We start from the raw sequence: 22566 nt of genomic DNA on the forward strand, positions 1-22566 counted from the left end.
GTCCTATTTAAATACTATTTTTATATTTAGCATACAAAATCCTGTAATTACAAAGTAAAAAAAGCATGACATAAAACTGTCATGCTTTCTCTTTTCTATCCATATTTTTCAAACTTAACCTTTTATTTATTAAAACTACTTAATTCTCAAACACAAAATTAATCTTATTTTCTTTCCACTCTAACATCGCATCAAACGTTTTCTCGCCTTTTTTAAAGCCTTTAATTAAATCGGTCTTTTCACCTTTTAAGAGCTTTGTCATATTCTTTTGCGAAATTGTTTTACTTAATATTTTCTTCGAGATGGTAAAGTCACATTGCGTTGTATTGTAGTTAGAACAACCGTAAAACGTTGACTTATCAATCACGTCGCCATCACATTTTTTACAACTACCAACCTTTTTACCAGTTGTAAATTTCGATCCTTTTCGCTCAATCGATTCAACATGTAATCCAGTGAAATCCCACTTCTCCGACATTTCCACTGCATCTTCAATAATTTTCGCTGATAGCTTTTTCGTTTGTTCCATAAATGTAGCTGGTGATGCTGTACCTTCCCCAATTTCCGCAAGGCGCTGCTCCCATTTCGCTGTCATTTCTGGTGAAGCCAATATTTTATCACCGATTGCGGTAATTAATACTTTCCCTTTATCGGTTGCATACACTTGGTTTTTCTTCACATCTATATATTTACGGTCTTTCAGCATCGTAATAATTCCAGCGCGAGTTGCCTCTGTACCTAAACCTTCTGTTTTCTTTAATACTTTCTCAAGCTCTTCGTTCTCTAAATACTTACCTGCCGTTTTCATTAACGTAATAAGTTGTCCTTCTGTATAACGTTTCGGCGGCTGTGTTTTTCCTTCTTTCACTTTCACCTTTACAACTTTCCCTTGTTCACCTTCTGCGACAATTGGAAGAATTGTTTCGTCATCTTTATCATCTTGGAAAATAACTTTACGCCAACCTTCTTGAATTTGCTGTTTTCCTTTTGAAATAAATTCAGCACGTTCGTCTACAAGAGTTGTAATCGTTGTGTAGTCAAAGATTGCTACTTCATAATGCGCCGCAATCAGTCTTCTTACGATCATATCGTAAATTTTCTTTTCATCACCTGATAGTTTGCTTGGATTTGTAACTTGCTCTGTCGGAATAATGGCGTAGTGATCTGTAACTTTTTTTTCATTCACATAACGCTTATTATTCATAATCGATTCAACTGGAGCTGGTAATAACCCTTTATATTCATCAAACTGACTTAACTTCTGTAAAATATCAGGGAACGTCGCTGCCTCTCCTTGTGTAACATAGTTAGAATCCGAACGCGGATAAGAAACTATCCCTTTTTGATATAGTGCTTGTGTTATATCAAGCGTCTTTTTCGGTGAAAATTTAAAAGCTTTATTAGCTGTCGCTTGCAGTGCTGATAAATTAAATAAAAACGGTGGCTGAAACTCTTTACGCTCCGTTTTCATTTCTTTTACTACAGCCGGTTTACCTTGGCAAAATGCTGCAATTTTATTTGCCATATCAGGGTCTTTTAAGCGGGATTCACTATCCTTCTCCCATTTCCCCTCATACTTCTTTCCTTCTATATTAAAGGTTGCGAACACTTCCCAAAACGGCTCCGACTTAAAGTTTTCTATTTCTTTTTCACGCTTTACAATTAATGCGAGTGTCGGTGTTTGTACACGTCCAGCTGAAAATACATCGTTCATTCCTTTTTTCTTTAGCAAAATACTAAAGACACGCGATGCATTCATACCAACGACCCAGTCCGCACATGACCTTGTATACGCCTCATAGTACGTATTGATAGTATCTGATTCATCAAGCAAGTTTTTAAATCCTTGATATATAGCTTGCTTCGTTAAAGATGAAATCCAAAGACGTTTCATCGGCTTTTGTACGTTACAAAGATTAATAATGTTTCGTACAATCAATTCCCCTTCACGCCCGGCATCGCCCGCGTGAATAATTTCTGTTACCTGTGGATTATGTAACAGCTGTTTCACAACGTTAAATTGCTTATACTTTGACTTTGTTACTTCAAATTGAAAACGCTCTGGAATCATAGGTAACGTATTAAGTGACCATTTTTTCCACTCCGCGTGATAATGCTCTGGATTACATAACTGCGTCAAATGACCAATTGCCCATGTACAGTACGCTCCATTTGGAAATAACTCATTCGCTTCTACTTCTAAATACCCATCTTTCCGGCGATATTTAAATTGTGAAACAAGAGCCAAACCTTGATCTGGTTTCTCGGCAATAATTAATTTCATTTTATAACTCCCTATCTGTATTCCAGTGTTACTTTCATTGTCTATCTGTTTAGAGGCGATGATAAAAGAACAATCTTATTTATCATTCGCGGGTTACCCAGTAATGGGATAACTATAATATTATACGCTTATTCTTTATAGCTTCACAATAGAAACTCGTTATATAACAATTTCTTTCTCATGCTCACAAATAAAAAAGATGCTCAAAAAATCAAGCACCTACTTACTTACATTTATGAAATTGTGCAGATAATATGCAGATATAAATAAGCATAAGTATTCTCCATACGAACATATGATGAAATGAACGATAGGACAGGGAGGTATCATAATGTTCGCTTACACAGCAACCACCTTAACACTTTGTTGTATCTCGATTCTTATTACATCTTACATTTCTAAACGTAACGGTACCCTAATGGAGTATATGGTATTTATTATGTCTTTTAGTATGAGTACGGGTTTAAGTATCGGTTTTTATTTAGGTATTCTTTTTAAAGGTGAATTACTATATTCTACTTTGCTTGCGATTTTGATTAGTAGTTGTATCGGTTTTTTAGTCGGTCTACGGTTTCACCTATTTACCGCTTTGGAAGGAATGTTTTCTGGACTAATGGCAAGTATGATGGGAGCAATGATTACAGAAATGTTAAACGCTCAACAAGCTCATAGTATACTGTTTATTAGTCTTTTACTTTCGATAACAATAACTATGTCATGTATGATTCAACTTTTATCAGACACATTTTCTACTTTTATTCAACGGCGTTTTTTGTTATTACTATCAATTAGTGCGGCAATTATCGTTGCCGTATTCGTGACATTCCCAGATCATACTCCCCCACCTTCACCCGGGCATGATCAACATATACATTGACTCTTACACCGAAAATGAATAAGCAGCTATCCATAGGATAACTGCTTATTCATTTTATTCTGGCTTATTAGGAATGTTTCGGTTTGGAACATAATCAGATTTATAATCTGTATATTTCACTTCTGTTACCATCCCCGCTGAAGCATGGTGTAAATCATGACAGTGGAACATCCAATCACCCGGATTGGATGCTACAAAGGCTACTTCATATTCTTCACCTGGTTTTAGGTTCAAAGTATCTTTCACAATTGGAGAACCTTCTATCGGTTTTCCATCTTTACTCAACACCTGGAAGAAGTGACCATGTAAATGCATCGGATGATCGTCCATTTTAGAACGATTTACCAATTTTACTTTTACTAAATCACCCTTTTTTACTGGAATCGGGTCAATGTCCGGAAATACCTTTCCGTTAATTGTATATACCATTTCATTTCCATTCATTTGCGTATTCAAGTCCATATTATATGTGGCAGTGTACTGCTGGTCTAACGTGAAACTACCTAATTTTTTAGCACCATATTTTGTCATATCTAATTTCGGTAATTTTTCTTTTTCATCTGCTTTATCTTTCATCTCTTTGCTGCCATCATATTCAATAACAGCTTTCATTCCTTTTGCACCTTTATTTGCTGAATGGTCTTCAACATACCATTTCCCAGGATTATTAGCAGTAAATTCAATATCATAACGTTCACCAGGTGCGATTGAAATTACTTTATCCTTTATAACTTTTGGATCGTTTATTGGTTGACCATCTGTCGCAATTACTTTTATATCATGACCGTGAACGTGTATATCATGTGATAGATAACCAGCATTAACGAGTCTAAGACGAACTTTATCTCCCTTATTCACTTTTAATGGTTCTACTAAGTCCCCGCTTTTACCATTGATTGTGAATAAATCATACATACTCATATCATGACCTTCCATCTTCATATTTCCATGGTCCATTCCTGCCATATTACTAGAGTCTTTTTTATCACTGCCCATGTCCATACCGGAATGATCCATGTCGTTCCTATCATCATTCTTTTTCGTATTTTCATTATCCTTACTAGATTTATTACCATCTGCTTTTTCTGTTTTTCCTTTTGTCATTTCTTTTAACTGTTTATTAATCTCTTCTTTATCTGTTACCCATTCATCTAACATTAATGTATAATCTTTATCATATTTTTCCTTTGTATCTTCTACAATTAGCGCTCCATACAAACCTCTATCTAATTGATTTACAGAATCTTGATGTGAATGATACCAATACGTTCCTGGTACGTTCGCTTCAAACTCATAGGTGAAACTTTTTCCAGATTCAACCGCATCTTGCGTCACACCTGGAATTCCATCCATATTATTTGGGACAGGATACCCATGCCAATGAATAGATACTGGTGCCGATAGTTCATTTTTTAATGTCACTTTCACCTTTTCGCCTTTTTTCACCCGAATTTCTGGACCAGGAGATGAGCCATTAAATGTCCAGACTGGAACAATAACACCGTTACTTAATTTTTGCTTTTCTTCTTTCGCTATTAAAGTAACTTCTGGTCCTTTTTCAACTTTCAATGGTTTTATAGCCGTTTCAGTCTGTGTTGTTTTTTTATCATTCATATTTTTATGATCGTTTGTTGTATTTGTGGTCGCAGAACATGCAGCAATTAAAGATATGACAGAGACTGTAACTGCTGTTAAAACAAATCTCTTCATGGAAACCCCTCCTTTTTCTTTTTCAAAATCATTATAAAAAATGATTTTCAAGAAAATAAGGAGATGTAATTAAATATTGCTCTTACGCTTGTAAAAGAAAATTGGTTATATTATGTAGAAAGTACGAAGTGAACTAATAGTAATCCTAAAAAAACACTGCTGCTTTTAAATAAAAAAAGTAACTAAAAATGCTCTTCACAAAAAAAGGTAGGTTTGTGTATAATAAGAACTAATGTTCTTTCTAAAAAAGACACTAAACCTGAATTACACTCATATATCAAAAAGAAGAGGATTGATATACTATGAAAATTGATAGACCAAAAATTTCACCAGAGTTATCTTCAAAGAATTTTCAAGATATTTTTTATGAAGAAGATCAAACATTGGAAATGTGTGAAATTATAGACTCCACTTTCGAAAATGAATCTGTAGATAAAGTGCGCTTATATAATGCAGTGATAAAAAATTGTAAGTTCACTAATACAGACTTTAGCAATATTGATATCACAGATGTTTGTTTTGAAAACTGCGATTTATCAAATGTTAATTTAAGCAATTCTTCTGTTCACAGAGTTGAATTTAAAAATAGTAAATTAATTGGAGTTAACCTTACAGAATCTAGCTTAGGAAATGTTAAATTTGAGAATTCAATTTTGAATTTAGCGGCATTTGGAAATTCTAAACTAGAAAAAATTATATTTAATGAAACTTCATTAAATAATGCAGATTTTTTTGATTGTAAACTAAAAAAAGTTAAATTCCAATTATGTAGCCTTGACGAAGCTAATTTTGATCAAACATCACTGAAGGGGATAGATATTAGTTCTTCTAATTTTGATACACTTACAGTTTCAGTGAACGATTTAAGAGGATGTAAAGTATCAACATATCAAGCTGTTCAGTTCGCAACTTTATTGGGATTAGTGATTAAAGATTAGTATTTCCAAGGTAGCATAGAACTCTATCCCGAATCATGGACTTTTTTAAGTATCCACGATTCGAGGTAAAGTTCAAATAAATTAATGCTTACCTTTTTTCTTATTATTTAACTACGACCTGTTTTCCCTTTATATGTTCATTATTTTCGCTCATAAACTCTTCGATTTCCTCAACTTCTCTAATGATATCTTTTGACAAGTTTTCATGTCCGTCTTTCGTTACAAGAATGTCATCTTCAATACGAATTCCAATTGCTTCTTCTTCAATATAAAGACCAGGTTCAATTGTTATAACCATGCCTTCTTCTAACACTCTATCTTTATATGTTCCTACATCATGCGTATCTAAACCGAGGAAATGGCTCACACCATGATAATAATATTTAGATAGTTCCTCATCTTCTTGAATTAAACCAATAGCTTTACACTCTTCTGCTAGCACCTTTTTTGTATGCTCATTTAATGCAGCAAACTTTACTCCTGGCTTAATCAGTTCCGTTGTTTCTTTCAATGCTTTTAATACAATATTATACATTTGTTTTTGGCGACTAGAGAATGTTCCATTTGCCGGGAATGTATAACTAATATCAGCGTTATAGTAGTCTTTTTGAGCGCCTAAATCTAGCAGTACTAAATCGCCATTTTGAATTTGTGCATCATTGTCTTCATAATGAAGAACTGTAGCATTTTTCCCACTTGCCAAAATTGTATTGAATGCATGATGCTTAATGCCAGATGACTTCAATGTGAAATCAAACTGAGCTTCTAATTCATACTCCATCATGTCAGCTTTTGCATGCTTAAGTACGTTGTAAATGCCCTCTTTCGTTACAGCAATCGCTTCTTTAATGATTTCAATTTCTTCTTCTGTTTTAAACACTCGTAATTCACAAATATTCGGATATACATTACCAACTAAAACGTGTGGATACTGTTCTCTTACATGTTTAGCAAAAGCAAGCGTTTTTGTCTCCGTACCATTCCACTCACGACGCTCTAAATCTAAATATAGATGCTTCACATTTTCTGTAAAAAATATATTTGACATTGTCTTTTCAAAGCTATCTAAATATACAACTTTCTTTATACCTGAAATTTTCTCTGCTTCTTCGTTAGAAACTGTTTTACCGACCCATTTTTCCATGACTGGATCCGATTTTTCAATGAACAGTGTTTCTTCAACACTATTTCCAAACTTCTTCAACATGAAAATAACATTTGGTTCCTCGATTCCTGTTACATAGTAAAAATTTCGATTCGGCACAAATTTATAATGTGCATCCGCTGACATATGAGGTGCTTGTCCAGCAAATAAAATAGTAATAGATTCATCTGGTAATGTGTTTACTAATCGTTCTCTATTTTGAGCAAAAAATGTTGATTTCATAATAATCCCCCTAGCGTTCTATGTATACTTGTAAATCTAATTACCCAATACAATTCATTTTATTATTGTTATAATTTTTCGTCAATTGATAGTACTCATAGAAAAAGGAAAATTTTCATTACTAGTGCCCATTCCAATCTAAATTATGCATACCACTCCACAATTTCTTGACATTTATTCCATATACTTAAAATCTCATATATAGGAAAGGAGCTACAACTTTGAAATATTATGTAGCAACAGGGATAGCAATTACTTCTTTATTCATCATTACAGGATGTTCTAGCAACGCCGAAACAGCACCAGTGAAGAAAGACACGGTGCAATCTCAACGAAAACATACAGAAACAGTAAATACGAGTCCGCAAAACTTCTATAAGGAAACTACATCTGGAAAAATCGAGCACATTCACGGAATTGGCTATGCAGGAAATATGCCCGGAGTTTCTATCGCCACTCACAGTGGTATAAAAGTTTATCAAAATGGAAAATGGTTTGAAACTAAAACTGAGCTACATGATTATATGGGATTTCAGGCAACGAAGAATGGGTTCTTTGCCAGCGGCCACCCTGAACCAGATGCAAATTTAAAAAATCCTTTAGGATTAATGAAAAGTTCTGATGGCGGTAATACCCTCGAGAAGCTAGCGTTTTATGGAGAATCTGATTTTCATAACCTTGCTGTCGGATATAATACGGAAGCAATTTATTTATACAATGAGCGTCCAAATTCTAAATTACAACAAGGTTTTTATTTCAGTACGAACAACGGACAAGATTGGAAAAATAGTAAGTTAAAAGGTCTTTCAAGTACAATTCATTCCTTTTCCGTACACCCTGATCAATCTAGTGTAGTCGCGGTAAGTGCTAAAGATGGTGTTTACTTATCTACAGATTACGGAAATACATTTGAACTATTCTCTACATCACTTGAATCGACAGCAGTTACATTAAGTAATGAAGATGTTTTTTACGCCCCTATTAATAAGCAAATGATAACGAAGAAATCAATTGCTACAAATGAAGAAACAAACATACAAACTCCATCTTTAGATTCTAAAGATGCAATTATGTACATATCACAAAATCCTCAAAATTCATCTGAAATAGTATTTGCTACAATGAAAGCAAATGTGTTCCTTTCTACAGATGAGGGGAAAACTTGGAAGCAGATTACGAAAGAAGGAGCATTTCAATTTAATTAGAAAGGTGAATATAACGTGTTTTCAACAATTAGCGAGTGGAGTTATCAACTCATGTCTCCTTTAATGGATGTCGCGAATGCTACGAAATCAATTCCTCTTTTATTTGCATTTTTATTAGGCATTGTAGGTACCCTTGCTCCTTGCCAATTAACAAGAAACATTAGCGCTATTACACTTTATGGGAATCAATCTTTACAAAAGGGACATGCATGGAAACATATATTGTTATTCATTTTAGGAAAAATAATAGCTTTTACGACACTTGGACTATTAGTATGGTTTTTAGGAAAAGAGATTCAGCAAATATTAACTTTGTATTTCCCATGGTTACGAAAAATAATTGGACCTTTATTAATTTTAATGGGGCTAATGTTGGCAGGTATTATAAAAGGGAGAAGTTTCTTCTCAATCAAATTTATACGAAAACAAAATGAGGTTGGCTCATTTTTACTTGGATTCTTCTTTTCCTTAGCTTTCTGTCCGACTATGTTCGTTCTATTTTTCGGAACGTTAATCCCTTTATCTTTCTCATATAATTATGGTTACTTGTTTCCGACATTCTTTTCGATAGGAACTGCTCTCCCTATCGTTATATTACTGTTCATCATCTCCTACCTTGGATTAAATGGAGCACTACTTAAAAAGAGCCGAAAAATAGGAAAAAACATTCAACTTATAGCAGGGGTACTACTCATTTTAGTTGGAATTTATGATATATCCTTATATTGGGTATAAATAAAAAAGGTAAGTTCAAGTGATTTGAACTTACCTTTTTTACAAATTATATTTCACTCTTCTGCATGCCCTTTTGCTTCATCTCCCACTTCTTATACAATAGTACTGCACCAAATAAAAATATCCCTGCAATGAATGAACCTACTGGTAACATTTTTATCATTTCATCAGGAAATACGAGCGGAAGTAAGGGAAATGCATAAGCTGCTGGAATACGTACTCCAACTATTTTTAATAAAATAAGCATTAATATCATATTGAATAAGGTGACTACAATCCATGAATCAATTGCAAAATACAATAAAGTTCCAACAGTTGCTGATGTAGTTAATACTACTATTTGTTTAAATGCCATTTTTTCATTGTACATCGGTTTTTGAAGTGATTCATACACAACGACTAGAATTGGCGGAATAACCGCTAATTGTTCATAACCAGTTATCCAACATAAACTGATCCAAACGAAATTTAGTATTAGAAATACAGTCATATATTTATACTGTATATTCACTTTTCGCTCAATACCGTTGTTCAATTTAAATATAAGAACACCAATCATTAAAATAAATGTCAAAACGAAGACTGAGATAATAAATGACCATTCCGTCGCATTTGTTACTAATGGTAATAAACCTGTCGCAATAGATGGTGCTAAATTGGACTGAATAACACGTAAAAACAACATCATGAATACAAGTGTTAAGCTTACTTTCCCTAAATAGGCTATATCCATTTGATTCACCATAAAACCAATCACAGCTGTTATTGACGGCGCAATAAAGATTTTTTCTGGTGTCTTAGCCATCCCGGCTCACGGTATGCCCATAAAGCGATTGCCATTGCCGCTATTTCCGGCAAAATGACTTCTGGATCATTTAATAACACACCTACTGTTACCATAGCTAAAATAAATAAAATAGCAATCGTATATGAGATGATTGTTTCTTTCTTTGAAATTACTGCATTCATTATTACATACTCCTTTTTGCTTATTACTCTCATAATTTAAAACAATTTTTATATACCCTACTAAGGTATTGTATATTAACATCTTTTCTATTTCAAGTATTAGTATTTATTTACATTCTCTATCATTCCATACACATACAAAACAAGGAATATTTACAGGCATTGACACTTATTAAAAGATACGTTACAATAACTATATATTAGTAAGTAACTAATATAATTAAATCTAACTAGAGGTGAAACAAATGAAAAACATTTTATTCCGTATTAACGAATTATCAAAAAAAGAAAAAGCATCTGGATTAACAGTTGATGAAAAACAAGAACAACAAATGTTGCGTCAAAACTATACACAAACATTTCGTGGAAGCTTAGATTCCATTTTATTAAACACAAAAATTGTTGATCAACATGGTCTTAACGTTACACCAGCCGCATTACAAGATGCTCAAATACGTTTAAAATTAAGCAAATGAGTTCCGCACTAAAGAATTTCAATAAAACATAAAAAGAGCCAGGATTCCTATTTAGAAATTCCAGCTCTTTTTATTGTTTTTTCTAATTTAGTAAACGAACGATACATCGCAATTCTCCACGACACAATCATGGCAAATGCGAGTAAGAAAAACATTCCGCTTAACTCTGCTAAATCAATCGATTGACTTAAATATGATTTCAACGCTACTCGTACAGCTAATAATCCGACTAAAATTAATATAAATGCTTTTGACGGTTTCATATATATTTGTTCATCTCTTATTTCAAATTTTGTTGTTTTAATAAGAAATATAGAGAAAATAAGCCCTGCGATAATTGCCTCTACTATTTCTAACGATGTTAATCGAAATTCCGGTAAAAAGTACATCATGGCGCCAGTACTCATAAAAATTGGCGGCAATATAATTTTCTTTTTCGTTACCGGCTTCTTCGCTGCTTTAAAGCGCAGAAACATCACTCCAACAGCCATACAGACTGCTACGACACTTGATAAAAGTGCGATCATACTCTCCACTCCTATCTATTTAAAAGACTTTTTGAGCAAAATCATAAACCAAACGAGCCCGATACTTATAATAACATGACCTAATCCAGCCATATGGCTTAAACCATTAAAGTCAGTTCCATTTACTTGTAAAAGTCCTCTCCATAGCATTGTAGCGACAGTAAAAATTACTCCTACATTATAAACAACAAACCATGCATGAAAACTCTTTGTTTCATGGACATGAAATACTTTACATAAAGCTAAAGCAATTAAAAAGAAGACGAAGCCGAGCACTAATACGTGTGTATGCACTAATTGCAACATTGTGGATCCTTTAATTCCTTGTGCTTTCGAATACTCTCTTGCAAATACTCCTGATAATAAACCGATAATTAAGTAAATGAATGCTGCATTATATAATTTCTTCATTTTATTCCCCCTGTTGTAAACTTTCTATATTCGCTGAAATCATTTTACGGAAAGTTTATGAACGGAATATGAACAAAATATTACATTCTATTATTGAAAATAAAAAAGGCCATTCCACAACTATTAATTGTGGAATGACCTTTTAATTTATTTTAAGTCTTCAATTGAAAAGGCACCAGGCAGTAACTGCTCTACAGTCACTTCTTTTTCATCACCTTTTACATTCGTTAGTAAAACTGGCATTTTCGGTTCACAGAATTCAGCAATTACTTGTCTACAAGCACCACATGGTGAAATTGGTCCGTCCGTTTCGCCTGTAATAACTAAGTAACTAAAATCGCGCTCCCCTTCTGATACTGCTTTAAAGATCGCTGTTCTTTCTGCACAGTTACATAAACCGTAAGAAGCATTTTCTATATTACAACCAGTATAGATTTTGCCTTCTTTCGTAACTAATGCTGCACCAACAGGAAATTTCGAATACGGAATATATGCTTTTGCTAACATCTTATTTGCTTCTTCGATATATTTTTTCTTATCCATATTATTTCCTCCTTAAAGTAAGTGTAATTATGATTAGTCAGTAATAACTGTATGAACTAATTTAGGAGCCACTGCTGTTTCAGCAATAGAAATGTTTTCATAAATTTTAGCTTTTACATCTTCTACATTTTCACGATTTGCATAGATTGTTACGAATGGCTCGCCTTCTTTTACTGCATCGCCAACTTTTTTACGTAACATTAATCCTACCGCTAAATCGATTTCATCTTCTTTTGTTGCACGGCCAGCACCAAGTAACATAGCTGCGATACCGATTTCATCTGCAACAATGTTTGAAATAACACCTGAAGTTTTAGCAGGTACATCAATTACATACTTCGCTTGTGGCATTTTTTCTGGATTGTCTACAATTGAACTGTCTCCACCTTGGTTGCTTAAGAACTCTTTAAATTTCTCGGTTGCTTTTCCGTTTTTCATAACTTCAATTAGCATTTCACGAGCTTCTTCTAACGTATTTGCTTTTTTCGCAAGTACGACCATTTGGCTACCTAATACGAGTACTAATTCGGTTAAATCTTCTGGACCTTCGCCTTTTAACGTATCAATCGCTTCTTTCACTTCTAGAGCGTTACCAATCGCAAATCCAAGAGGTTGTGACATGTCTGAAATAACAGCCATAGTTTGACGTCCTACATTATTTCCGATACGTACCATTGCATGTGCCAATTCTTTTGCATCTTCTTCTGTTTTCATAAATGCGCCAGCACCTGTTTTTACATCAAGTACGATTGCGTCAGCACCAGCTGCAATTTTTTTACTCATAATTGAACTTGCGATTAAAGGAATTGAGTTTACTGTTCCTGTTACATCGCGTAATGCATAAATCTTTTTATCTGCAGGTGTTAAGTTTCCTGTTTGTCCAATAACAGCTACTTTGTCACGGTTTACAATATCAATGAACTGCTCTTTCGTAATTTCAACGTGGAATCCTTCTACCGCTTCTAATTTATCAATTGTTCCGCCTGTATGTCCTAATCCACGACCAGACATTTTTGCTACTGGTACATCTAAAGCAGCTACTAATGGTCCTAATACTAATGTTGTTGTATCACCAACACCGCCAGTTGAATGTTTGTCTACTTTAATTCCTTCAATTGCTGATAAGTCAATCGTTTCTCCAGACTCAACCATCGCCATCGTTAAATCTGCACGTTCGCGATCTGTCATATCTTTAAAGAAGATTGCCATTGCAAGTGCACTCACTTGATAATCAGGAATACTTCCGTCTGTATATCCATTAATAAAGAATTTGATTTCTTCAGTCGTTAATTCTTTGCCGTCACGTTTTTTTGCAATAATATCTACCATTCTCATTACAATCACCATTCCTTTTTATATGATATGAATCTATTAAAATAATAAGCCAACGATCGTTGCTGATAAGAAACTTACTAATGTTGCACCGAAAAGTAATTTCAAACCAAATCTTGCGACTACATTCCCTTGCTTTTCATTTAAGCTCTTAACTGCCCCTGCAATAATTCCAATTGAAGAGAAGTTTGCAAATGAAACTAAGAATACAGATATAATCGCTGTCGTTCTATCTGAGAAATTAAAGTTTCCTTGTGCTAAATCTGTCATAGCGACAAATTCATTTGATACTAATTTTGTTGCCATAATATTTCCGGCATTAACTGCTTCATGCCAAGGTACACCCATAATAAATGCAAATGGTGCAAATACATAACCAAGAATTTCTTGGAATGAAATACCGATTACACCTTTAAATACTGCATTAATGAATGCGATTAAAGCAACGAAACCGACTAACATAGCTGCTACTGTAATTGCAACTTTAAATCCATCTATAATGTATTCCCCTAATACTTCAAAGAAAGTCTTTTTCTCTTCTTCTTGTACTTCTAACATATCTTCTTCTTCAGTAACTTCATAAGGGTTAATGATAGAAGCGATAATAAAACCACCGAATAAGTTAAGCACTAAAGCGGTTACAACATATTGTGGTTTTAATAACACCATATACGACCCAACGATAGACATTGAAACGGTAGACATTGCAGATGCACATAATGTATACATTCTTTTCTCTGGCAATAATCCTAGTTGTTTCTTAACTGAAATAAACACTTCAGATTGTCCTAAAATCGCAGAAGCAACAGCGTTATATGATTCTAGTTTCCCCATTCCATTTACTTTACTTAATGCTAGACCGATAGATTTCACAATAATAGGTAATACTTTAATGTGTTGCAAAATACCTATTAAAGCTGAGATAAATACGATTGGCATTAATACACTTAAAAAGAACGAAAACTCTTTTTGATTTACTAATCCACCAAATACGAAATTCACACCGTCAGCTGCATATTTTAATAGCTCTCCAAAACCATCTGCTATTCCGCTAATTAATATATTCCCTACACTTGTATTTAATAATAAAAACCCCAAAATGAATTGTAATATAACCATCGTTATGATTGGGCGATATTTGACTTTCTTTCTATCATTACTAGCAAGCCAAGCGATACCTAAAATCAATACGAGGCCAAAAATACCGATTAAATATTTCATAAGCCGTCTCCTCCCATTCGTATCCGCTTACATTCTTTTCAATTGTTAAAGCAATAGATACACTTTACGTTGTGTATCTATTGCTCTTAACTTCATTAATGATTAGTAGTTATCTGTAGCACCTTTTGCATCATTTAATACGATTGCAACACTAGCACTTGCTCCAACGCGAGAAGCTCCAGCAGCTACCATTTTGTCTGCATCTTCACGTGTACGAACGCCACCAGATGCTTTTACACCAACGTTTGGTCCAACTGTTTTGCGCATTAATGCGATGTCTTCAGCAGTTGCTCCGCCAGTTGAGAATCCAGTTGAAGTTTTTACGAAGTCAGCACCAGCTTTTACTGATAATTCACAAGCGCGTACTTTCTCTTCATCTGTTAATAGGCAAGTTTCAATGATTACTTTTACAAGCGCTTTTCCTTTTGCTGCTTGTACTACTTCATAAATATCTTTTTCAACGAACTCGTTGTCGCCATCTTTTAAAGCGCCTACATTGATTACCATATCAACTTCAGTTGCACCTTTTGCGATAGCATCTTTTGTTTCAAATGCTTTTGTTTCAGTAGTGCTTGCTCCTAATGGAAAACCGATTACAGTACAAACATCTACATCATGTCCAGCTAACTCATCAGCAGCTAGCTTTACCCATGTAGGATTAATACAAACTGAAGCGAATTTATATTCCTTTGCTTCTTCGATTACTTTCATAACATCTTCTTTTGTAGTATTAGCTTTTAAAATTGTATGGTCAATTAACTTTGCAATGTTCATTATCTTCACTCCTCATATCTTTTAACAACTTCATTCTAACTCTTAGTTGAACAAATGTAAATACACTTTTGAAATTTTGTTCATTCTTTTCAAAAAGGAATTTTCTTGTAGTAAATAAAGCGCATTCTAACTAAGAAACAATTCATATTTAAAATCAAAACTTTTATATTAACAATGGTAGTATGTATCTCAGTATCCATAATTATTTTTAAAAAGGCAATTTGTATTCAAAAAACACTCCCATAATTCATACATAACAAAATAAAAGGCTTTCTCAAAATTAACATCTTGAGAAAGCCTTTTATTTCTAACCTTTTTGATAATGTAACAATTCTTTTGCTGTATGCTGATCGATAATTAATACATTTGCATACCCGCCACGTAACGCACCATCAATTGCTTTTATTTTTCTATTACCACCAGCAACTAAAATAGAACGTTTCTTTAATTTCAGTTCTTCTAACTCAATTCCAATTGTACGCTGATTAATCTCTTCGCTACTAATCTTTCCGTCTCCATCAAAGAAACGTGAACAAATGTCACCGACCGATTGTTTTTTGAGCAAATTCGTTTCATCCTTATCGAAATAACCTAATCGGAATAATAGTGCTTCGTCTCTCACTGTTCCTACAGTGAAAATTGCAACATTCGCTTGTTTCCCCATTTCGATAATGTGATGAATATGTCGATCCTGCTCTACTAATTCTTTTGTCACTGCATTATCAAATATAACTGGAAGGGGTAGATTTCTTGGTGTCGTTTGAAAAGCATCTGCAAATAAAGCAATCGTTTCATTCGCATATGTATTTACACTCGAATGACTAATACCACCTTTTAACTGAACAACTTCTACACCTTTTACATGTTGTGGTACAATTTTTCTAGCGATTTCATACATCGTCATTCCCCAGCTTACACCAACGATATCACCAGTTTTAACCGTCTTTTCCATATACTCAGCTGCATATTTACTAATATACTCTGTAATTGTTGCATATTCTGGCACTGGAGAAAATACGACATGTGCCTCTAACAAGTTGTACTTTTCTTTCAGTAAATTTCCAACGTTATCTAAATCAGCAAATGGATCGGCTATGCTAATTTGAACAAATCCTTTTTCTTTCGCGTACTTTAATAATCTAGAGATAGTCGGCCTTGAAATATTTAATTTATTAGCAATTTCCTGCTGACTATAATCTGACTGATAATATAATCTTGCAACTTCAACGCTTAATTGTTGTTTATCTTTATCCATAGTAACTCATTACATATCCTTTCCTGTATTTCCTTTTCGTTACAAGCATTATACAGCTTTATGCAAAAAAATTCGACTACCGAATTTTTATCTAACTGAACTTCTACTACACTTATTATATATAATGAAAACTTATTGTGTAGATTTACAAACTCAATATAGATACGCTTGAAACATGTAAATCAAGTAATATTTAATTCATACTTTTTCTGCAGTAACGATAACAAATCCGTTCAAAATGTACGAATCAAGTTATTTAACATAGAAAAGTTGTATATGAGACCTAGGATATTAAAGACTGTTTTTTCTCATACCTATGGAATTTCCGTCCGTTTTTCTGTAAGAGATTGAACTGATGAAGCAATAATTTTATTATCTAAAATACAAAAGCTCTACAGAACAAAGAATATAGATTATGTATCCATGGAGATGCAATCCCAATCTTCATTTTTATAATTGATTAACCAAAACAAGCCCCTTCGTCTTTCAATAACAATACTTTCCTGCATACCTGCAGTTGCTTCTCTCTCATTAATTCTATCATGTACACAAGCCCAATGAAGCCGATAAATGAGGTCGGCCTCATCCAAAATCTCTTCTGCACTTCGCAATCTTGTTTGTTGATAAAATTCATTAAAAGAACTACAATCAGAAACAAGTTTAATTGCATAATGACAGTCACAGATTTCTTTCGGAAATTTCAGTGTATTCACGAGACCAATTGACCAAAGTAAAACCCATTGGGCTTCATACTGCCATGCAATCTGTATCGCTTCTTTCACATCAGGTTTCTCTGAATTTAGGAAATTTCTTTCCTGCCTCGTTAATGATTCAATCACATCAAATTTGTTCAGCAGCCCCATGACAAACTCTTTGGAAATTTTCAAATCTCCTTCTTGGGCAACATCACAAGCATATTGTATGACAATCAACAAAGCTACCGCTCTCTTCGTAATCTCTTCTCGATTTCTTAACTGAATACTTGTCAAAGGAGGCAATTGAGGCAATCCTTCGATATATGGAATCCCTTTATCTTGCAGGTAGCTTATCGCTTTCTGTTTTCTTTTCTCCCCATCGGTAGAAGTATTATTCTGTCCCATTATTTTGTTCGTACATGCTTGAGGAGTAAATTCTGAAGGACCAGAGGATCCATCCGGAAATACAATTACTTTTCCATCATTCCCGATGAGAGTTCGATCAGGGATAAAACCAATACCGTTTACCTGATTAAGTAATTTAAGAAACAACTCCACGTATTCATCACTATAATCCTTCTTCGTCTCTATAGCAATTATGGTATTAATTACAGAAATTTGTGCCAAAACCATCCTCTTAAGATGTTCTTCTTGAAATTCAATTTGATCGTACATGTGCATCATTCCAGGAATATTATTGGAAAAATAATCAGGAGTTGATTCTTCAGAATCCACCCGAATAATAATTTTATTTTTGCCAAATAGTCTTTTCGATTGAATGGTATATTCATTTTTATTTCGTTCAACCTTGAATCCATTTTGGAAAACTTGAGTAATGAAACCTTCTACATCACTTGTATCATTCCTTGATGCAAATATCGTAAAAAACCTCAATTTTCTCCCTCCTCTAATTCTTATATTCTTCTTAGCTAGTGAACTACTCACCACTTAACGTCCTTACGGGCTGTTTGAAGTGGGAGCTTCTTGGGAAGTAGATACTTTTATTAGCTATCTATATTTACCAAGCTATAAGGGTAGTACCTACCCCTATAGAAAATACAAATTACGTGGCTAATTTTAGTAAGTTTATACTTGCGTTTACATCTCTATCATGATGGCTATTGCATTCAGGGCAAGTCCACTCTCTAAGGCTTAGATTCTTGACTTCCTTATTTTTATAACCACAGCAAGAACACAATTGACTACTCGCATAATTCTTAGGTGCGACTATCAAATCGCGACCCTTCCATATTGCTTTATAGTCAAGGTGCTCTCTGAATTTAGCCCAAGATACTTCACTGATTGCTTTTGCTAATTTGTGATTCTTTTGCATGTTCTTCACTTTCAAGTCCTCAATCACAATTACTTGGTTTTCGTTTGTGATTTCATTGCTTATCTTGTGAAGAAAATCATTGCGTTGATTCGCAATCTTCTCATGAAGTCTTGCAACTTGTAACCTGGCCTTATTTCTATTGTTTGAACCTTTCTTTTTGCGCGACAAAGAGCGCTGCAGAAGGGCTAATCTTCTTTCGGCTTTCTCAACCATTTAGGGTTCTCATATTTCTTGCCATTAGACAATATTGCAAAGTCTTTTAGCCCAACATCAATACCAACTTTTGCATCAACTTTAGGAAACAATTGCACATTTTCTTCTACTAAAATCGATACAAAGTATTTACCAGTAGGTGTTTGAGACACTGTAGTAGACTTAATTAATCCAAAGAATTGTCTGTGCTGTTTAATCCTTACCAAGGTCTTTAGTTTGGGCAGCTTGATATAACCACTCTCAATGTAAACCGTGCCTTTTTGGTTATTTGTTGTATAACTACGATGGTTATCTTTCTTACTTTTGAATTTCGGGAATCCAACCGATTTATCCCTGAAAAAGTTAGCGTATGCTTTATTCAAATTCATTTGAGCATTCGCCAACGCAAGACTATCAACTTCCTTTAGGAATGGAAATTCAGCCTTATATTGTGCAGGCGTAGGATATGTAACAGATTTATCAAGTTTATCCTGTGATTCTTGATAAGATTTGATTCTATCTGCAAGCATCTTGTTGTATACAAATCGAACACATCCAAATGTTTTTGAGAAAAACATTTGTTGTTCTTTATTTGGATAGATACGATATTTGTATGATTTTAACATTTCCTACACCTCACTTTCCCCTTGATTTTCAATATATTTCTTTACTACATCTATCGGTGAACCACCCATAGTAATCAAGCAAAAGCTTCTTGACCAAAACATTTCTTTCCAAAGTTTCTTTCTCACATGGGGAAAGTCTCTCTTGATGAGTCGAGAACTTGAATTTTTATAAGCATTAATGAACTTTGTCAGTTCTGTATTCGGATGTGCCTTGAATAAGATATGCACATGGTCTACATCATGATTCTATTCGATTAATGTAATATTGTGATTTTCAGATAGTTGGACAAACATATCTTTTGCATAGTCCGATATATCATCATCAAATACATTTCTTCTGTATTTCACGACCAATACAAGGTGATAATACAATAAGAACACTGAATGATTATTGCTATCTAACTTCATTGATATACCAACCTTTACCCTTTATAAGATTGATTATATTGGAGGTGAAAATAAAAGGCAAAGCCTTTTGGCTGCGCAAAACCGAAATTCATCTCCCACCTATCGTTGGGCTATGCCCTTCACACGCCCCAGGAAGGAGAATTCTTTCGGGAAATTCGTTAAATTTAGAAAAACAAGCGAACATAAATTGTTTAATATATTATACATAATTAATATATTAAACAGCCTTTTTATTATGGCTTGTTCTTCAACTAAAATCCGTTTGATTATCTTAGTTGTCCATATAAATAATTATACTATCCAGTTAGAAGCGCCGCCATATGCCCATCAATTTAACGGTTTTATAACACCTAAAACGAAAAAATGTTTTTTATTACAACTATTATGATTATGAAGAAGCGCACTTAAAGTTATGGGGGCGTCAGTGAAATAACAGATAACAAAACAATCAAACTTTTTTATAAAATCTTTACACCACTTTTCAAGAAAGAACTCCATTTTAATCACTCCTTTTTCAAAATGGAGTCTTTGTGTTTGTCATAAAATCAAGATACATACAATATTTCGAATCAAAATTAAAATCAAACAGTTAACTTTTTTTCCTCCATAACAGTATCTCTATTCACTATTTTCAAGTAGAAATGCGATACTGTTGTAATGTAGTATGGATAGATCCAAAGAAACGGGATACCAAATGTGAAAAATCCGATGATAACCCCTAAAATAAACCATCCGATAAAACTTAACGATAGTAGGAATAAATCTAATTTATGTCCTTTCATCAGTTCTTGACTCTTTTTAATTGCTTCACTCGCCGTATATTCTGGATGATCTAACAAAATATAGTAAGCCATAGAATAAGAGATAAATTTTATAATACCTGGTACAATTAATAATACACTCCATAAAAGTGTGTATACAGTCATTAAAGTAGTCACCTTTATAGATCTAAACACATTACTTTTTCGAAATCCTTCAAATAACTCACCAATTGTAGTAGATTCTTTTTTTGCTAAACGCAATGTAACTTTAAGATACCCATAATTCATAATGCCTTGTACACCTATTAAACAAATAAATAGAACAACGAAAACAAGTAAATAAGAAATAGCACCTGCTGCATTTAACTTTTCGTCTCCTGAAATGGAAAAACTAGAATTCATTATTTCACTTAATAGGATACCAAGAAACAACAGTGGAAATCCTATAATTAGCATACAAACCCTAGAAATAATATGATAAAGAAACGATGACAATACCGCCAATCCCCATTTGTCTGTTAATGAAGATACGGCCGCTTTTTTTAAGCCACTAATCATTTTGATCCTACCTTTCAATTTTTTCCTTTTATATGAATTACTTTTACACAAGGAATAATAGCGTATTTTAACAAAATTTCCATTATATATAATTCCGTTAATATCTAAATGAATGGTGAAACTGTTCCAAAAGTGTTATTTTTAAGTAAGTATCAAATTCAGTATTTCTAATGTTTTTTTAACACTACTTGACTAATTTTAGTATGTTTATTTTCAATCTATTAATCATGTAATTTATTTAAAAACACAGTGAATATACTTGCTACATAAAATCCATTACCAAACTGAAATCATTCTATAATAGCTTTAATTAAGTTCGAAATGATCAAAAACACTCGGAATTAGCCATTTCAGTTTTTCTTCATGCATCTTTCTCTTACCATATTTTTCAACAAGTCCGTGAACCATACCACAATCTTCTATGTGCTAAATTAGCTTTAAGTCTGCAAAAAGTTTTTTTACGATATTCCATATTTTACAATGAGTTAAAATCGTGAATAATTTTATCCAATTCATCATAATCCGCACTTACGTTTATAATGTGCTAAACTAGCTAACATATATATAATTTTATATAGAAAACCCCAACAAAAATGTATCCATTCTTACATAAACAGTTTTTTAGTTTTTATTCTTGTTCAATATGGTATAGAAAAAGATTAATTATTTACAAGACAAGAAGCTAGGAGATGTTACATATGAAATATTTTGTAATAGAAGATGATGAATTATCAAGCTGTGGTGAAGAGACAATATATGTTTTTGAACATAGCAAAGGAAAAAACAGTTACGACACAATTAAAACCTTGGAAGATTTTGCAGCAACATGCCAATTCATTGAACGAAGAAATACGCATTGGTTTTGGTATAAAGGAAAACACGTTAAAGATATGCCTATTTGGGAATTCGAACAAAAATTTAGAGCTGAACAAGAAGAACTGAAAACAATATCCCAAGAAGAATTCACAGAATTGAGAAACAGATATGCCCCACTTATTAAACCTATCGAGTTCCCTATTAAAGGAATCCGAATTGCTTATGCTTATGAACCAGAATGGAATGATGAATTTTTTGTTATGGAAACGGAAGAAAGTTATTTTTCCGTATATTGGTTTACAACGGCTTAATAATCGTTTTTATAACAAATCAACAGATTTCTTATCCGAAAGGACTTTCGATAAATACTGATTAGGTGTTTAGAAAGTTTCTTCAAAGTCAGGGTGTCTAGGCTTGGGTATTCCTATTACTTGTTCTCTACTTCTAATATGATGAATAAAGCGAAACTGTAATGAGTGAGGGATTCTTCATTCCCCACTCATTATTAGTTGAAACATTCAGGCTTTTACGGA

Annotated in this window: 18 protein-coding genes and 3 pseudogenes; 6 read left to right on the forward strand and 15 right to left on the reverse strand. The window is 33.5% G+C overall.

The genetic code is table 11. The features are described 5' to 3' along the window. Nucleotides 1-139: 139 nt before the first annotated feature. On the reverse strand, nt 140-2284 hold the full coding sequence (gene topB / locus DN394_RS12585; RefSeq protein ID WP_097993889.1) for a DNA topoisomerase III: 2145 nt from the start codon (nt 2282-2284) through the stop codon (nt 140-142). A gap of 331 nt (nt 2285-2615) precedes the next feature. On the opposite strand from topB, the gene DN394_RS12590 reads away from it, so the two are divergent. Beyond that, a complete protein-coding gene (locus DN394_RS12590; RefSeq protein WP_097993887.1) occupies nt 2616-3161 on the forward strand; it encodes a hypothetical protein in 546 nt (181 codons plus the stop codon). Nucleotides 3162-3215: 54 nt separating this feature from the next. Here DN394_RS12590 and DN394_RS12595 read toward each other — a convergent pair whose 3' ends face one another. Beyond that, nucleotides 3216-4871, reverse strand: a complete 1656-nt coding sequence (locus tag DN394_RS12595; protein WP_097993886.1) for a multicopper oxidase family protein — start codon at nt 4869-4871, stop codon at nt 3216-3218. A 302-nt stretch (nt 4872-5173) separates the two neighbouring features. Here DN394_RS12595 and DN394_RS12600 point away from each other — a divergent pair, with 302 nt between their 5' ends. Further along, nucleotides 5174-5809, forward strand: a complete 636-nt coding sequence (locus tag DN394_RS12600) for a pentapeptide repeat-containing protein (RefSeq protein ID WP_000687275.1) — start codon at nt 5174-5176, stop codon at nt 5807-5809. A gap of 103 nt (nt 5810-5912) precedes the next feature. Here the strand turns inward: DN394_RS12600 and DN394_RS12605 are convergent, their stop codons facing one another. Continuing rightward, on the reverse strand, nt 5913-7196 hold the full coding sequence (locus DN394_RS12605; RefSeq protein WP_097993884.1) for an aminopeptidase P family protein: 1284 nt from the start codon (nt 7194-7196) through the stop codon (nt 5913-5915). A 221-nt stretch (nt 7197-7417) separates the two neighbouring features. Here DN394_RS12605 and DN394_RS12610 point away from each other — a divergent pair, with 221 nt between their 5' ends. Both DN394_RS12610 and DN394_RS12615 read left to right on the forward strand, forming a co-directional pair. Continuing rightward, nucleotides 7418-8401 (forward strand): F510_1955 family glycosylhydrolase, encoded by a 984-nt coding sequence (locus DN394_RS12610; RefSeq protein ID WP_149293840.1) that lies wholly within the window; start codon nt 7418-7420, stop codon nt 8399-8401. Nucleotides 8402-8416: 15 nt separating this feature from the next. Next, entirely contained in the window at nt 8417-9136 is a 720-nt protein-coding gene (locus DN394_RS12615) for an urease accessory protein UreH domain-containing protein (RefSeq protein ID WP_252197137.1), read from the forward strand. A gap of 46 nt (nt 9137-9182) precedes the next feature. Here the strand turns inward: DN394_RS12615 and DN394_RS12620 are convergent. Continuing rightward, nucleotides 9183-10105 (reverse strand): annotated as a pseudogene (locus DN394_RS12620) (hypothetical protein). A gap of 245 nt (nt 10106-10350) precedes the next feature. On the opposite strand from DN394_RS12620, the gene DN394_RS12625 reads away from it, so the two are divergent. Next, a complete protein-coding gene (locus DN394_RS12625; protein ID WP_063224254.1) occupies nt 10351-10581 on the forward strand; it encodes a DUF896 domain-containing protein in 231 nt (76 codons plus the stop codon). A 47-nt stretch (nt 10582-10628) separates the two neighbouring features. On the opposite strand, the gene DN394_RS12630 is transcribed toward DN394_RS12625, so the two are convergent. From DN394_RS12630 to DN394_RS12680, 11 genes and pseudogenes are all read right to left on the reverse strand, one after another. Next, entirely contained in the window at nt 10629-11108 is a 480-nt protein-coding gene (locus tag DN394_RS12630) for a CcdC family protein (RefSeq protein WP_098092117.1), read from the reverse strand. Between the two features lie 15 nt (nt 11109-11123). After that, a complete protein-coding gene (locus DN394_RS12635; RefSeq protein WP_016088360.1) occupies nt 11124-11519 on the reverse strand; it encodes a DUF2871 domain-containing protein in 396 nt (131 codons plus the stop codon). Nucleotides 11520-11666: 147 nt separating this feature from the next. Further along, a complete protein-coding gene (locus DN394_RS12640; RefSeq protein WP_000358522.1) occupies nt 11667-12062 on the reverse strand; it encodes a cytidine deaminase in 396 nt (131 codons plus the stop codon). Between the two features lie 33 nt (nt 12063-12095). Further along, a complete protein-coding gene (locus DN394_RS12645; RefSeq protein WP_001983022.1) occupies nt 12096-13397 on the reverse strand; it encodes a pyrimidine-nucleoside phosphorylase in 1302 nt (433 codons plus the stop codon). Between the two features lie 36 nt (nt 13398-13433). After that, nucleotides 13434-14615: a NupC/NupG family nucleoside CNT transporter gene (locus DN394_RS12650; protein WP_000876170.1), complete on the reverse strand. Its 1182-nt coding sequence runs from the start codon at nt 14613-14615 to the stop codon at nt 13434-13436. Between the two features lie 102 nt (nt 14616-14717). Continuing rightward, a complete protein-coding gene (gene deoC, locus DN394_RS12655; RefSeq protein ID WP_001017440.1) occupies nt 14718-15389 on the reverse strand; it encodes a deoxyribose-phosphate aldolase in 672 nt (223 codons plus the stop codon). Between the two features lie 307 nt (nt 15390-15696). After that, the gene (locus DN394_RS12660; RefSeq protein WP_000356574.1) at nt 15697-16644 is read right to left on the reverse strand and encodes a sugar-binding transcriptional regulator; all 948 of its coding nucleotides are present in this window, start codon (nt 16642-16644) and stop codon (nt 15697-15699) included. 413 nt (nt 16645-17057) lie between these two features. Beyond that, nucleotides 17058-18233 carry a DUF4272 domain-containing protein gene (locus tag DN394_RS12665; RefSeq protein ID WP_097916011.1) on the reverse strand — a complete coding sequence of 392 codons (1176 nt, stop codon included), beginning with the start codon at nt 18231-18233 and terminating at the stop codon, nt 17058-17060. Between the two features lie 169 nt (nt 18234-18402). Further along, nucleotides 18403-19490: pseudogene (gene tnpB, locus DN394_RS12670) on the reverse strand (IS200/IS605 family element RNA-guided endonuclease TnpB). Between the two features lie 3 nt (nt 19491-19493). After that, nucleotides 19494-19898: pseudogene (gene tnpA, locus DN394_RS12675) on the reverse strand (IS200/IS605 family transposase). A 581-nt stretch (nt 19899-20479) separates the two neighbouring features. Beyond that, a complete protein-coding gene (locus DN394_RS12680) occupies nt 20480-21217 on the reverse strand; it encodes a DUF975 family protein (RefSeq protein ID WP_097917652.1) in 738 nt (245 codons plus the stop codon). A gap of 698 nt (nt 21218-21915) precedes the next feature. On the opposite strand from DN394_RS12680, the gene DN394_RS12690 reads away from it, so the two are divergent. Next, nucleotides 21916-22344, forward strand: a complete 429-nt coding sequence (locus tag DN394_RS12690; protein ID WP_000873462.1) for a hypothetical protein — start codon at nt 21916-21918, stop codon at nt 22342-22344. Nucleotides 22345-22566 lie beyond the last annotated feature (222 nt).

Source organism: Bacillus sp. BB081 (assembly GCF_008368895.1).
Classification (GTDB): Bacteria; Bacillota; Bacilli; order Bacillales; family Bacillaceae_G; genus Bacillus_A; species Bacillus_A wiedmannii.